At 41.3% G+C, this 14062-nt stretch carries 14 protein-coding genes; 7 read left to right on the top strand and 7 right to left on the bottom strand.

The genetic code is table 11. The features are described 5' to 3' along the window. The first annotated feature begins 257 nt into the window (after positions 1-257). A complete protein-coding gene (locus BIW53_RS03105; protein ID WP_070990352.1) occupies positions 258-566 on the top strand; it encodes a hypothetical protein in 309 nt (102 codons plus the stop codon). Positions 567-575: 9 nt separating this feature from the next. On the opposite strand, the gene BIW53_RS03100 is transcribed toward BIW53_RS03105, so the two are convergent. From BIW53_RS03100 to seqA, 7 genes are all read right to left on the bottom strand, one after another. After that, entirely contained in the window at positions 576-1226 is a 651-nt protein-coding gene (locus tag BIW53_RS03100) for a sigma-70 family RNA polymerase sigma factor (RefSeq protein ID WP_175442083.1), read from the bottom strand. 500 nt (positions 1227-1726) lie between these two features. After that, positions 1727-3277: a dihydrolipoyllysine-residue acetyltransferase gene (locus BIW53_RS03095; RefSeq protein WP_070990350.1), complete on the bottom strand. Its 1551-nt coding sequence runs from the start codon at positions 3275-3277 to the stop codon at positions 1727-1729. 9 nt (positions 3278-3286) lie between these two features. Further along, positions 3287-4264, bottom strand: a complete 978-nt coding sequence (locus BIW53_RS03090; protein WP_070990349.1) for a transketolase C-terminal domain-containing protein — start codon at positions 4262-4264, stop codon at positions 3287-3289. Continuing rightward, positions 4264-5481: a thiamine pyrophosphate-dependent dehydrogenase E1 component subunit alpha gene (locus BIW53_RS03085; RefSeq protein WP_070990348.1), complete on the bottom strand. Its 1218-nt coding sequence runs from the start codon at positions 5479-5481 to the stop codon at positions 4264-4266. The genes BIW53_RS03090 and BIW53_RS03085 overlap by 1 nt, the downstream gene beginning before the upstream one ends. A gap of 287 nt (positions 5482-5768) precedes the next feature. After that, positions 5769-6803: a succinylglutamate desuccinylase gene (astE, locus tag BIW53_RS03080; RefSeq protein WP_070990389.1), complete on the bottom strand. Its 1035-nt coding sequence runs from the start codon at positions 6801-6803 to the stop codon at positions 5769-5771. 96 nt (positions 6804-6899) lie between these two features. Further along, positions 6900-8537, bottom strand: a complete 1638-nt coding sequence (pgm, locus tag BIW53_RS03075) for a phosphoglucomutase (alpha-D-glucose-1,6-bisphosphate-dependent) (protein WP_070990347.1) — start codon at positions 8535-8537, stop codon at positions 6900-6902. A gap of 9 nt (positions 8538-8546) precedes the next feature. Next, positions 8547-9095, bottom strand: coding sequence for a replication initiation negative regulator SeqA (gene seqA, locus BIW53_RS03070; RefSeq protein WP_070990346.1), 549 nt, complete (start codon positions 9093-9095; stop codon positions 8547-8549). Between the two features lie 127 nt (positions 9096-9222). Between seqA and BIW53_RS03065 the strand changes: the two genes are divergently transcribed. The 6 genes from BIW53_RS03065 (at position 9223) to BIW53_RS03040 (ending at position 13678) form a co-directional block, all read left to right on the top strand. Continuing rightward, a complete protein-coding gene (locus BIW53_RS03065; RefSeq protein ID WP_070990345.1) occupies positions 9223-9999 on the top strand; it encodes an alpha/beta fold hydrolase in 777 nt (258 codons plus the stop codon). 82 nt (positions 10000-10081) lie between these two features. Further along, positions 10082-10303 (top strand): DUF2788 domain-containing protein, encoded by a 222-nt coding sequence (locus BIW53_RS03060; RefSeq protein WP_070985548.1) that lies wholly within the window; start codon positions 10082-10084, stop codon positions 10301-10303. Between the two features lie 2 nt (positions 10304-10305). Beyond that, entirely contained in the window at positions 10306-10584 is a 279-nt protein-coding gene (gene ybfE, locus BIW53_RS03055; protein ID WP_070985549.1) for a LexA regulated protein, read from the top strand. Between the two features lie 14 nt (positions 10585-10598). Beyond that, positions 10599-11126: a flavodoxin FldA gene (fldA, locus tag BIW53_RS03050; protein ID WP_070990344.1), complete on the top strand. Its 528-nt coding sequence runs from the start codon at positions 10599-10601 to the stop codon at positions 11124-11126. Positions 11127-11233: 107 nt separating this feature from the next. Beyond that, positions 11234-11680: a ferric iron uptake transcriptional regulator gene (fur, locus tag BIW53_RS03045; protein ID WP_070990343.1), complete on the top strand. Its 447-nt coding sequence runs from the start codon at positions 11234-11236 to the stop codon at positions 11678-11680. Positions 11681-11833: 153 nt separating this feature from the next. Then, complete coding sequence (locus BIW53_RS03040; protein WP_070990342.1) at positions 11834-13678, top strand: ABC transporter ATP-binding protein; 1845 nt, start codon at positions 11834-11836, stop codon at positions 13676-13678. Positions 13679-14062 lie beyond the last annotated feature (384 nt).

Below are 14062 nucleotides of genomic sequence, written 5' to 3'. Positions count from 1 at the left end.
TTGGCTTTACATTGACATAACTGCGCTGGAAAAAGCGCGAAGGGTCATAAACTATATACTCCAACCCCTTTAAATGCGCCATAGGTACTTTTGCCATGGCCGCCTTTATCTGCTCATCGGTAATGATACTTTGCTTGTAAAAGTCCTTTATCACTAACACCGTCAGTTCTCCACTATTCTAAATCTAAATATGTAAATTCGTGCAAATTATGTCACTAAACTTTATACTAGCTATGCATGTACATTGAGGTTATCAAATGCTTCCACCAATCAATCAACAAAAAACAAATTTTGGTCGTATTACTAAAACGACTAAGGTTAAAAGTGATCTTGAGACCCAAAAAACCTCTGCCTCAGCGCTGTCTAGCAATGATAAAAAACCTGTAAAAGGGAAGATCAGACAATTGGTATTTAATACTCTAAAACAAAAATATGGAGATAAACTTGCGTCTGAGCCTGAGTTCATAAAAATGGTGGACACCATATGTGCTCGACTTGAACCTTCGATCACAGACTCAGAGCGACTACAAGAAGAGCTCGAAAAATTGCTTAAACAAAAGCTCTAAACTGCAAACTTATTTTTGTTCCAAAATATCACTCAATTCCAAAAGTGCTAGTTTTCTAAGCTGGCTCACCCGCCCTACAGATAACCCCAAAATATCGGCTATTTCTGTCAAACTTTTCTCAAAGCGATAGTACAAAGAGATAATCGTTGCTTTTGGTTCATCTAGAAGTGATAAAGCTGATATGCAATGTGCTTTAAGCCTCTGCATTTCGTCAGACGAATAATAATAACCTGATACGCAACTTGTCTGTTCTTCGTGCGTGTTTTCCAAAAGATACTCAAGTGCTAACTCTTCGATTGCACCAACTAACCCGTTTGCCTCAATCAACTCATCTACAGACATTGTGCCTTCTGATGATTGGTAATAGATTTTATTTTTGTAGGCACTGTTATCTGAAAACCTAAATACATTGTTGAAGATTGAGCCTCGGATCCGATGTTGGGCATAGCTTTTAAACATTACCCCTTTGTCCAGTTCAAAGCTTTCCATTGCTTCTAACAAGCCAACTTGTGCGTACTGGCAAAAGTCGTCTCTATCAGCCTCAACATTGCATAGACGCTTTTGCCAACATGATGCTTCAATCTCAGCCCACTGCTGATACTTTTCATACAAGAAGTGCCTAGCACTCTGGCATTTCTCAGCCTTCCATTGTGACCACATTATAACTTCTTGTTCGTCCATTTGATTAAAACAACAACTAGGCTAAGTTAAAATAAGAAAACGCGTAAACAAATATGTCGAAAATTGCCGAAACCATTACCGACAACACTCTCTAGATAACTCATCAAGCAACAATTGTATGCTCAACAGCTCCCGATGTGTATCTAAAAGTAACACAAATTCGCCATAATAGAAACGAGTAGTTGACTCAAACGCAATAGTTGTAAAGAACTGTCTTACAGGTAAGTTACTATGAATTACATAGCTATTATTCTGGCTAACAGAATAAATACGCAATTCGCGCCATGTCATAGTATCAATCTATATTCTTCTTGCTTATTCATAAGGTTGGATTTTAAGTCGCAGTGGAAAGGTTAATAGAACCGCGAAGGGAATCTGTATATTCTAGTTCGTCAGGATCAAAATTTCGCTTTCATCTTAACAATACATTTATAAAAAAACCCAATCGATTGATTGGGTTTTTACACTTCTTTTAGATGTTAGCTCATTGCCATCATCATTTTTGCAGGCTTCTCAAGGTAGGCTTTCCATAGGTTATTAAACCTTGCTATGGTGCCGCCGTCGATCACTCGGTGATCGCCTGACCAACTCACTTGCATAATCGCGCGTGATACCACATTACCTTTGTCATCAAAACGCGGTAAGTGCTGAAGTTTACCAAGTGCAACAATGGCAACTTCTGGCTTATTAATGATAGGTGTTGCGGTAGTACCGCCAATTGCACCAATGTTAGAAATTGAGATTGTGCCGCCTTTTAAGTCATCAGGCGATACACGTCCCTCTCTTGCTGCATCTGTTAAGCGCGTTACTTCTTGAGCGACCTCAACAATAGACTTAGTTTGACAACCTTTGATATTTGGCACTAGTAAACCAAGTTTTGAGTCAACAGCCATACCTATGTTGTGATCATCAAAGTATGTGATCTCTGTACATTCTTCGTTCACTTGAGAGTTCACAATTGGGAACTCTTTGATAGCTAAAGACAGCGCCTTGATAAAGAACGGCATCATTGTCAGCTTAATGCCCTCTTTTGCATATTGCTCTTTGAGCTCTTTACGCAAAGCGATGATCTCTGTGAGATCAATCTCATCACTAAAGGTAAAGTGTGGAATGGTTGAAACAGACGCCACCATTTGCTTCGCCATTGCCGCTTTCATGCCACGAATTGGCTCGACACGTGTCCCGCCCGTCGCTTGTACTGGGCGCGCTGTTGTCGCAGGTTGTGACGATGAGGTTGTAGATTGAGCACCCTCTTCTACAAAGCGAGTGATATCTTCTTTATACACACGACCGTTTTTACCCGAACCTGGCACTTGATTAATATCAATGTCTTGTTCACGAGCCATACGACGCACAGCTGGTGAAGCTATGGCTTTTCCGTTAGCTGGCAATTGTGTTTTCGGTGCGCTTTTTTGTTGTGATGCTTTAACTGTTTGTGCCGCAGCTTTCACTTCAACTTTTGCTTCTGCTGGTGCGTCATTCGTGCCAGCTAAGCGCATTTGGAATAATGGGCTGTGTACTTTAGCAATTTCACCTTTTTGATAATAAAGCTTTTCAACTATACCATCATGCTTAGCTGGGATTTGGACCAATGCTTTGTCTGTCATCACATCACAAACCGCTTGGTCTTCTTTGATCTCATCACCTTCTGCAACTAACCATTCGACAATTTCACACTCAACAATACCTTCGCCGATATCTGGTAAAATAAAGTCTTCAAGCTGTGATGAAGCTGTCGGTGCCGGCTGTGCGTTGTTATCACTTACATCGCTATCGTTAGCAGGCACTGCACCCGCCACTTCCATTGCAAACAATGGTTCATGTACTCTGGCAATTTCACCTTTTTCATAGTGAAGCGTGGTGATCACACCATCATGTACCGCTGGGATCTGCACCAATGCTTTATCGGTCATTACATCACAAATAGGCTGATCTTCTTTTACTTCATCACCTACTGCGACTAACCACTCGACAATTTCACATTCAACAATGCCTTCGCCAATATCTGGTAAGATAAATTCTTTAGCCATGACTAATCCTTAAAACTCTACAGACTTTTTAATCGCAGCGAATACTTTGAGTGCATCTGGCACGTATTCTTTTTCTAATGCTAGTGGATAAGGAGTATCTAGACCACACACACGAGCAATTGGCGATTCTAAGTGTAAAAAACATTCTTGTTGAATTGTCGCTGCTATTTCAGCACCGAAGCCATTAGTAATTGGCGCTTCATGACTGATAATAAGACGACCAGTTTTAACCACTGACTTCGCTACAGTTTCAACATCCCAAGGTAAAATACTACGCAGGTCGATTACCTCACAGCTAATGCCCGCTTCTTCAGCTTTAGCAGCGGCTTGTTCGATGATCTCCATTTGTGCGCCCCATGCAAGCAAAGTCACATCGCTACCTTCTTTAACCACCTCCGCTTTACCAATCTCTATGGTGTAATCTTCTTCTGGTACTTCGCCAACTGAAGCACGGTATAAGCGTTTTGGTTCAAAGAAAATGACGGGGTTATCATCTTTAATACATGCGCGTAATAATCCTTTAGCTTGATATGGGTTGCGCGGTACAACCAACTTTAATCCCGGAGTATGAGCAAAGTAAGCCTCAGGTGATTGAGAATGATATAAACCACCGGCAATACCACCACCGTAAGGGGTACGAATCGTTAAGTTGCCGACATTAAATTCATTACCACTGCGATAACGGAACTTCGCCGATTCGTTCACAATTTGGTCAAACGCTGGAAAAATATAATCAGCAAACTGAATTTCAGCTAAAGCTGGAGCACCAAACGCGGCTAAGCCATTAGCGAAGCCCAAAATCCCCTGCTCCGTTAGCGGTGTATTAAATACGCGATGTTTGCCGTATTTTTCCTGCAAGCCAGATGTCGCGCGAAAAACGCCACCAAAATACCCCACATCTTCACCAAAAATACACGCTTGTGGGTGTTCATTCATGGTGATATCAAGCGCCGAGTTAATGGCGTGTAGCATGTTCATTTTAGCCATTATTTAATTCTCCCTGCAGTCACTGGATAGGCATCTGGGTGCTGTTTAATATGCTCTTTTAATTCTTCATACTGTTTTTGTAGTGAAGGAATTGGCGTGTCGTAAACGTCAGAGACAAGTTCTTCAAGCGCTGGTTTTTGTACTTTTTCAGCAACTTTAACCGCAGCCAAAATATCTTCGCGGATCTTTTCTTTTTGCGCTTCGTCTTCTTTTTCGTCCAACCAACCTTGTTTTAACAACCACTTCTTAAAACGCTCAATTGGACAACTTGCTTTAAACGCAGCTTCTTCTTCTTTACTACGATAACCAGATGGGTCATCAGACGTTGAATGTGCACCTAAACGGTATGCGATTGACTCGATTAATACAGGCTCACCTTGTTGTGTAGCAATTTTACGAGCTTCCTGAGTCGCTGCAAATACAGCTAACGCATCAGCACCATCAACTCGAATGGTTTTCATACCATAACCTACACCACGTGATGCAATACCATCCCCTTTAAACTGCTCATCAGCAGGGGTTGAAATGGCGTAGCCATTGTTACGAGCGAAGAAAATAACAGGTGCTTCATGTACCGCGGCCATGTTTAAGCCTGCGTGGAAGTCTCCTTCTGATGCAGCACCTTCACCAAAGTAACAAATGGTAACGTTATCAATTTCTGATGCCAGCTTACCAGTCTCTTTATCAATATGCTTAAGCTTCTGACCATACGCATAGCCAGTAGCTTGTGGGATTTGTGTGCCCAGTGGTGAAGATATCGTTAAGTAATGTAATTCTTTTGAGCCGTAGTGCACGGGCATTTGACGACCCTTGCCTAAGTCTTTTTCGTTAGAGAACAACTGGTTCATGAACTGTTCAAGGGTAAAGCCACGATATGCGATAGCCGCTTGTTCACGGTACTGAGCCATGATCATATCATCTTGCTTTAAAGCCGCAGCACTGGCCGTGATAGCGGCTTCTTCACCTAAACACTGCATGTAAAAACTAACACGTCCCTGGCGCTGTGCCGCTTGCATGCGCTCATCCAACAGGCGAATAAAACGCATCGTAGAGTACAGGCGTTGCGCAGTTTCCTTGTCTATATCAGGTGCCGTTGCACCAGCAAGTACTTCACCGTCATCACCTAATATGGATAAAGTTGGAATATCCAGGGCATGGCTATCAATAAACTTCAACTCATGGCTGATATTTAACGATATGTTATTGGGGTTAGTCATAACCTACCTTCTCTTGTTGTCATAACACATTTGCAAGTTAAGCGGCATGTGCAAGCACAGGCTGAACCTGAACGGCACCAATCACAATGAATTTTTTAATTATAGATTGGCTTTATTTTGTATTAATAATCCGTTCAGCTAATGCAAACTGATTAAATAAAAACTAGTGTCACTTTACGTTAACGTAAAGGGTTATTCAACTAATCCTAGATGAATAACCCATAATTTGCATAATTATGCTTGGAAAGATTTTGATACGGAGGGATAACTAACTTAAAAACAAATATTTATACAAACCTCTCATCTACTTCCATAGGAATAACCGTTAATAAAGCACGTTGTCCTAGTGCTACATTTGCATTTGGAAAAATGATGGCTTCCCCCTCAACTTCCGCAAGATACCTAGTTTCTCCGTCGGTTGCCAACAACTCCCCTTTAGCAAAGCCGGTGAAGTTTTCTGCACTGTCTGGAAACGGAAACGTAAAGTCTTCTTGTGTTCTATTGATTGTTCTATGGACTTGGAATAGCTCATAGTCATCAGGATTAAACTTTCCGAAATCCAGCTTTTCTTGGCTAATTAATGCGATTAAAGTTGCCTTGGTTTTTGCAAAACGGCTCATATCATTTTCACCAAATGGCTTTACTTGACCCAATTCCACCGTAAACGCATCTGCGCCAAACTGTTTTGATGAAAAATAACTAAATGTGGTCGCTGCTGAGCGCATCATCAGCACAGTGTTTACACCACAGGCTAATAAAAATTGTAATTGCGACTTTTTCCACGGTTCTCCATGTAGAAATGGATAGACCGCAAATTTCTCATTTTTTGAGCCTCGAATGGCGGTATGTAAGTCGTAGTGACAACGATAACGCCCATCTTCCACTGACGTGAAAAAGTCCGTTACATAACGTTCTAGATTCGCGGCACGCTTGCGCTCCTGATTATCAACCCCGTCTTGAGCATGAGTGCCATTAAACAATCTGTTTAAGTTTTCTTCGACGAAACGCTCACCAATGTTAATCGACTTTGGATTGCCAAATATAAACAACACACGATGTTTAAGTTCTAGCTGCTCATTAATGATGCTCTGAATTAGCTCATCACAAATCTCAATTGGCGCAGTTTCATTACCATGAATCGCACTAGACAATACAATGTCCTTTTGACCATATTGAGCGGGGGTGAATTGGATCACTCCTGTGTCTATCACGTCTACTTGAGTGCCATTGGACAAAGTAAATTGCTCAGCAGGTAAATGAAATTCATTATTTCTAGTCAGGGTTAAAAAATCCCCTGTACGTTTTAGTTCTTCTAGGTACATACGGTCACCTGATATGGTTATTGTGTGAGAGTGATTACCTTTGCTCAAAAGGTACAAAAAAGCCATGCAATAGCATGGCTTTTTAAGAATTAAAGCTTAACTGATAACTGAGTCAACCAGAGCTTTTGCCTCTTGCTCTAGTTGTTGCAAATGTGCTTCCCCTTTAAATGACTCAAGATAGATTTTATATATATCTTCTGTGCCAGATGGGCGAGCCGCAAACCAACCATTTTCAGTCACAACTTTTAAACCGCCTATTGCCGCGTTATTACCCGGTGCGTTGGTTAAAATTTGGGTGATTTTGTCACCGGCTAATACATCAGCAGTTACATCTGATGGGCTTAACGCTTTTAAACGATCTTTTTGCTCGCCGGACGCCGGGGCGTCAATACGCTTGTAAAGTGGCGCTCCAAACTGTTGTTCAAGTTCTCTGTAACGCTCAGACGGAGTTTTTCCTGTCACAGCTAAAATTTCAGCGGCAAGCAACCCTAGAATAAAGCCGTCTTTGTCGGTGTTCCAGACATCGCCATCCATTCTCAGAAACGACGCTCCAGCACTTTCTTCACCACCAAAAGCTAACCACTGTCTGTTTAAACCTTTAACAAACCATTTAAAGCCCACTGGTACTTCATATACTTCATGATTATTCGCAGTAACAACTTTATCAATCATCGCTGAAGACACTAGCGTCTTACCGATTTTTACATCACTTGGCCAATTTCTATGATTTAACAAATAATCAATGGCTACAGCTAGAAAATGGTTCGGATTCATCAAACCATCTTTGGTAACAATACCGTGTCGGTCATAGTCAGGGTCATTACCAATGCCAATATCATAATCATCTTTTAATGCGATTAAATTTGCCATTGCATATGGGGATGAACAATCCATACGAATTTTGCCATCTTTATCTAATGGCATAAATGCGAAACGCGGGTCAACTTGATTGTTTACAACTGTTAAATTCAGCTCGTATTTCTTTTCTATAACAGGCCAAAAGTTGATCCCCGATCCCCCCAGTGGATCGACACCTATTTTCACACCGGCCTTTGCAATAGCTTGCATATCAACAATGTTGCTCAAATCTTCAACATAAGGTGTTACTAAATCTTGATATTTTATAAACCCTGAGCGTCTCGCTTTGGCAAACGGGAATAACTCGACCTCTACAAGGTCTTCAAGTAGTAGCTGGTTAGCTCTATTTTCAATCCAATTGGTAACATCAGTGTCAGCAGGCCCACCATTTGGTGGGTTATATTTAAAACCACCATCTTCAGGTGGGTTATGTGATGGCGTAACAACAATACCATCGGCTAACTCGTTAGGATTATTTTTGTTATGACATACTATCGCATGGCTAATTACTGGCGTTGGCGTGTAGTCATCATTTTCTTGAGTGATAACCTGTACTTCATTAGCAACCAAAACCTCTACTGCTGAATTAAATGCGGCTTCTGATAACGCATGGGTATCTTTACCTAGAAACAGCGGGCCGAAAATGTCATTCGCTTTACGATAATCACAGATGGCTTGTGTAATTGCCAAAATATGAGATTCATTGAACTTCACGTTGTATGAACAGCCGCGATGTCCCGAGGTGCCAAAGGCTACACATTGTTCTGGGTGTTGCTCTAAATCAGGCTCATTTAAGTAATAAGCGGATACAAGTTTTGGAATATCTGCCAATTGCGACTGCGCTGCTTGTTTGCCAGCGCCTGGGTGGATTGCCATACGATGTCCTTATAGGTAGTCTCGGATAGTTTCAGCTTGCGCTTCAGTGTAGCCTAAGCTTAACGCGACTTCATGAAGCATCATTTTCTTACGAGTCGTATTTGAGTTGGTCATCACCCAATATTCACTATCGAGAATATTTTTTGGGTTCATACTACTACCACTTTCAAGTAACGCTTCTTTACTTTTTGCAAAATAAATACGATCACGCCCTTTAATATCTAGCACCTTGTGAAAACTTTTTTTATGGGTGCGATGCAGCGCGCATAGAATAAATAAGAACCTACCTACTACACCTTTTTGCATAGCAAGCTCTTCTTTATTTAAAATATTGAAGACATTTTCATTTGATTGTTCAAGCTCATCGACCACTGGTTGCTGTTCGCTTTGTTCTGATTGTGTGGCAGGTTCGCTGCTTGACATAGGTGCTGACGGCACACTGCTATCAACAGAGAGATTTAATAAACGACGCAAAATTTGAGAGGCACTTTCGCCAATACTTTGGGTATTGCTTGCGATGTATTGATAAAGTTCGTCATCTATTTCTATTTTCTTCATGCTTTTCCTGTCATTACTGAAATTTAGTGCATCTATGGGCGATTATATCCTGATTTCACTTATTACTCTACGGCTTTGCATTTTTGCATAACGCTGGCACAATTGTGCATCAAATTTAGGAGAATACATGTTACTTAACTTCACCCAAACAGGCTCTGGAGCCCATGTGATCCTTATCCATGGTCTTTTCGGCTCTTTAGATAACCTAAATATTGTTGCTAAGGCGTTAGCCGAACATTTTACAGTGACGAATGTAGATTTGAGAAACCACGGCTCATCATTTCACGATGCGGTGATGGATTATCCGACCATGGCATCAGACGTGATTGCTTTAATGGATCATCTTAAAATTGAACAGGCACATATAGTTGGCCATTCGATGGGCGGTAAAGTTGCGATGCAAATGGCTATGTTAGCTGAACAAAAAGTTGCGCGTTTAGCCATACTGGATATTGCACCAGTAGCCTATCACTCAAGGCACGATAGCATTATTGCAGGTTTAAAAGCAGTTGCTGATGCCCTTGCGCATAAAAAAATACAAAACCGCAACGAAGCCGATAAAATCATGGCACAGTATATTGAAGAGCTTGGTGTAAGGCAGTTTCTATTGAAAAGCTTGGCTAAAAATGAGCAGTCTGAACTTGCGTGGCGCTTTAACTTACCTGCTATTTGTGAGAATTACAGCAAAATAACTGCAAATATAAATGCAACTCATTCTTGTTTGTGTGATACCCTATTTATCAAGGGAAACAACTCCGACTATATATTGCCTGAACATAAAGATGCTATTACCCAATGCTTTAGTAATGCCAAAGCGAAAGTGATCCATGGTGCAGGCCACTGGCTCCACGCGGAAAAGCCGCAATCAGTAAATCGCTCTATAATTGATTTTCTTCAATTATAATGTTGTTTTTACGTTGCGAACTTAATTTATCTCAAATGATTATGTTATAGTACGCGCCGTTTTAGATTTTAGTAGAGCGCACATGGTCAGTCAGTTTATAAATGAATTTGAAACCTTAGGGCTGTATTTCGCGTTAGCGGGTATCTTCTTTTTTATAGGAATGGCTATCCAAGATGTTCTAAAAAAGGGTGATGTGCCAAAATTTGGTAGATACACCGTTTGGTTAGTGTTGTTTCTGGGCTGTTCAGGTTTTATTGCCAAAGGCTTAATACAGGTATTTTGGCAAGGTGCAGGTGTTGGTTAGACATGGCAAAATCTGAAACAGATAGAACCACGATTGACTTATTTGATAATGAAAAACGCCCAGGCCGACCGAAAACCAACCCACTTCCAAGAGAAGTGCAATTAAAGGTCAACAAGCGTAATCAGATTAAACGTGATCGTGCAAGAGGATTGAAACGCGTAGAATTTAAAGTTTCATCGGAGCTTTATCAAGCTTTGAGTGATATGGCAGATGAGCAAAACATAAGCCGTAGCGCGTTAATAGAGACCATCTTGCAAGAGAAATTAGCGAATAACAGATAGAAGGTAAGCATTAAATGGCAAGCGTAGGTATATTTTTTGGCAGTGACACAGGCAACACTGAACACGTTGCTAAGATGATACAAAAAGAGCTAGGTAAAAAGCTTGTAGACGTCAAAGACATTGCAAAAAGTAGTAAAGAAGAAATCGCGGAATTTGATCTGATCTTATTCGGCATTCCTACATGGTATTATGGTGAAGCCCAATGTGACTGGGATGATTTCTTCCCTGAATTAGAAGAAGTAGACTTCGAAGGCAAACTCGTGGCGATCTTTGGTTGTGGCGACCAAGAAGACTACGCTGAGTACTTCTTAGATGCAATGGGTATGATTAATGACATTGTTACTGAAAGAGGTGCACTTGTTGTCGGTCACTGGCCTACTGAAAGTTACCAGTTCGAAGCGTCAAAAGCATTAGTGGACGACTCACACTTTGTGGGTTTAGGAATTGATGAAGACCGCCAGCCAGAGCTAACCGAACAACGTGTTAAAGCTTGGTGTGCTCAAGTATACGATGAAATGTGCTTAGCAGAGTTAGAGGACTAAACACTACAAGCTTTGCACTTAGGTGCAGAGCAAGTTATTCTTAAGTTTGAGCGGCGTCGTGCGAATGACTTAAGATAAATACATATAAATAGATTGAGACAGATTTAATGACTGATCACAACTTAGAGTTAAAAAAAGCCGGTTTAAAGGTAACCCTTCCAAGGATCAAAATCCTTGAGATCTTACAATCACCAGACAATCAGCATATCAGCGCTGAGGATGTTTACAAAATCCTACTAGATTTAGGGGAAGAAATAGGTCTGGCAACGGTTTACCGCGTATTAAACCAGTTTGATGACGCAGGTATTGTAAGTCGACACCATTTCGAAGGGGGCAAGTCTGTATTTGAACTGTCTGGCAGCACACATCATGACCACCTTGTTTGCTTGAAATGTGGAAAAGTGGTTGAATTTGAAGATGATGTCATTGAGTCTCGTCAAGATGAGATTGCTAAACAAAATGGCATTAAACTGACAAACCATTCACTTTATTTGTATGGTGAATGTGAAGACAAAGAAGCATGTAAAAAGTACGCTGAAGAAAACGGCAACTAATTATTATTTCTTTGTTCGTAACCGGCTTAGGCCGGTTTTTTTTTGCCTAAATATTGACTCTGAAGATTTATTGCTCAGAAGCCACCAAAAAAACACTGGATATTTACCCAGTGCTCGGTAAAATAGCGTTATTACATTCGAAGGATAGAACAGATGTACAAGTTTTTTGAACGCTTCACCAATCCATTTCCTGAAACTCTTGTCAGCCAACCCCCTAATTCACTCTATGCATTTTGCCGTTTTTATACCAAGGGCATGGAGTGGCCACTAATTCTGATGTCATTGAGTGCTGCAATGTTGGCGATCCTTGAGGTCATGCTATTTGGGTTTATGGGCGATTTAGTTGATTGGCTATCTAATTACACTCCAGCTGCATTGTTTGAGAAAAAAAGCTCCGAGCTTTTGTTCATGACGTTAGTCACCGTGGTGGTTTTGCCTGTTCTCGTGCTTTTTCATTCTGCGATTTTGCATCAAAGCTTGCTGGGTAATTATCCTATGTCAATACGTTGGCAAGCACACCGCTACTTGCTAAAGCAGAGTATGAGTTTCTACCAAGATGAATTTGCAGGTCGCATAGCAACCAAAGTCATGCAAACCGCACTTGCTGTTAGAGAAAGTGTGATGAAACTCTTGGATGTACTTGTCTACGTAATGGTCTACTTTACTGCCATGATGGCTCTGGTAGCACAGGCAGATATTAGACTTTTACTACCCATGCTCGCATGGTTAGCGTTATATATCGGTGTACAGATTTACTTCGTACCAAAGCTCAAACGCGTTTCCAGCACTCAAGCCGACGCTCGCTCTGAAATGACCGGCCGAATCGTCGACAGTTACGCAAACATTTCTACCGTTAAACTCTTCTCATATACACAACGTGAAGAAGAATACGCTAAAGACAGCATGAACGTTTTTATTCAGCCTGTTTATAAGCAAATGAGATTGGCAACTGGCCTCAATGTGAGTGTGCAGGCACTAAACTACCTATTGGTGTTCTTCGTTGCCGCATTGTCTTTGTATTTATGGTCACTCAGTGCAATCAGCGTAGGCGCAATCGCCATTACCATTAGTCTTGCTTTACGACTAAACGGCATGTCGCAATGGATAATGTGGGAGATCAGCGGTTTGTTCGAAAACATAGGCACCGTCTCTGATGGCATTGCTACCCTTTCTAAGCCAATTGACATAAAAGATGCTCCACACGCACATGCACTGGAATTTAGCGAAGGTGCAATAGAATTCAAAGATATCTGCTTTGCGTATAAGCGCCTTGATAAAAATACCCAAGCCAACGTAATTGATAATTTGTGCTTATCAATTAAACCAGGTGAAAAGGTTGGCGTGGTTGGTCGCTCAGGCGCAGGTAAGTCTACCTTGGTCAACTTGCTTCTGAGGTTTTACGATATAGACAGTGGCAGCATTTGTATTGATGGACAGGATATTTCAAAGGTAAAACAGGAAAGCCTTCGCCAATACATTGCCATGGTAACTCAAGATACCTCATTACTGCACAGGAGCGTACGTGACAACATTTTATATGGGCGTCCAGAGGCATCGGAAGAGGAATTAATTAGTGCAGCTAAACAAGCGCAAGCATATGAATTTATTCAAGACTTAGAAGACAGTAAAGGCAACAAAGGTTTCGATGCTCAAGTAGGTGAACGCGGCGTTAAACTCTCAGGAGGTCAACGTCAGCGAATAGCCATTGCCCGCGTATTACTAAAAAATGCCCCCATACTCATTTTAGATGAAGCCACCTCAGCGCTTGACTCAGAAGTTGAAGCCGCTATTCAAGATAGCCTAGATACCCTGATGACTGGTAAGACAGTTATTGCTATCGCACATCGCTTGTCAACTATCGCACAAATGGACAAGCTCATCGTGATGGAACAAGGGCAGATTGTCGAACACGGAACACATAGCGAATTACTCGCACAAGGCGGTATTTATGCCAAGCTGTGGGCACATCAAACGGGTGGATTTATTGGCGTGGAGTAGCGCAAGAACAAATAGCAAGCCTACCTACTGTGCTAACTCGTCAAGTACCATGACACTTCTAGCTAAGTGCTTAACTATATGGCGACGTCATAGACGGTATAGATTGCATAGAGGTTAATGGGACAATGCACCACTGTATCACTATCTCAGCGAAGAGCTTGTATAACCTTCGTTTTGAAACCGTAACGGTGCTTTAAATTTGTCCCATTGTTGACGCACAAACACTGTGCTGAGCAAATAAAAGGTAAACCAAACCGTTTACCAGCTAATAAATAAAGTATACGCCAGCGTTCACTTATCTTTACTATCGGTATATATTGTATAGTTAGTGGGCTAAAGCAAGGTCGCTTCTCTGAGTATGTCAAGTGGACTCACAACACTGCC

Source organism: Pseudoalteromonas byunsanensis (assembly GCF_001854475.1).
In the GTDB taxonomy this organism is placed as follows: Bacteria; Pseudomonadota; Gammaproteobacteria; order Enterobacterales; family Alteromonadaceae; genus Pseudoalteromonas; species Pseudoalteromonas byunsanensis.
The sequence above is the reverse complement of the archived record's forward strand: the minus strand, read 5'-3'. Positions and strand labels throughout refer to the sequence as shown.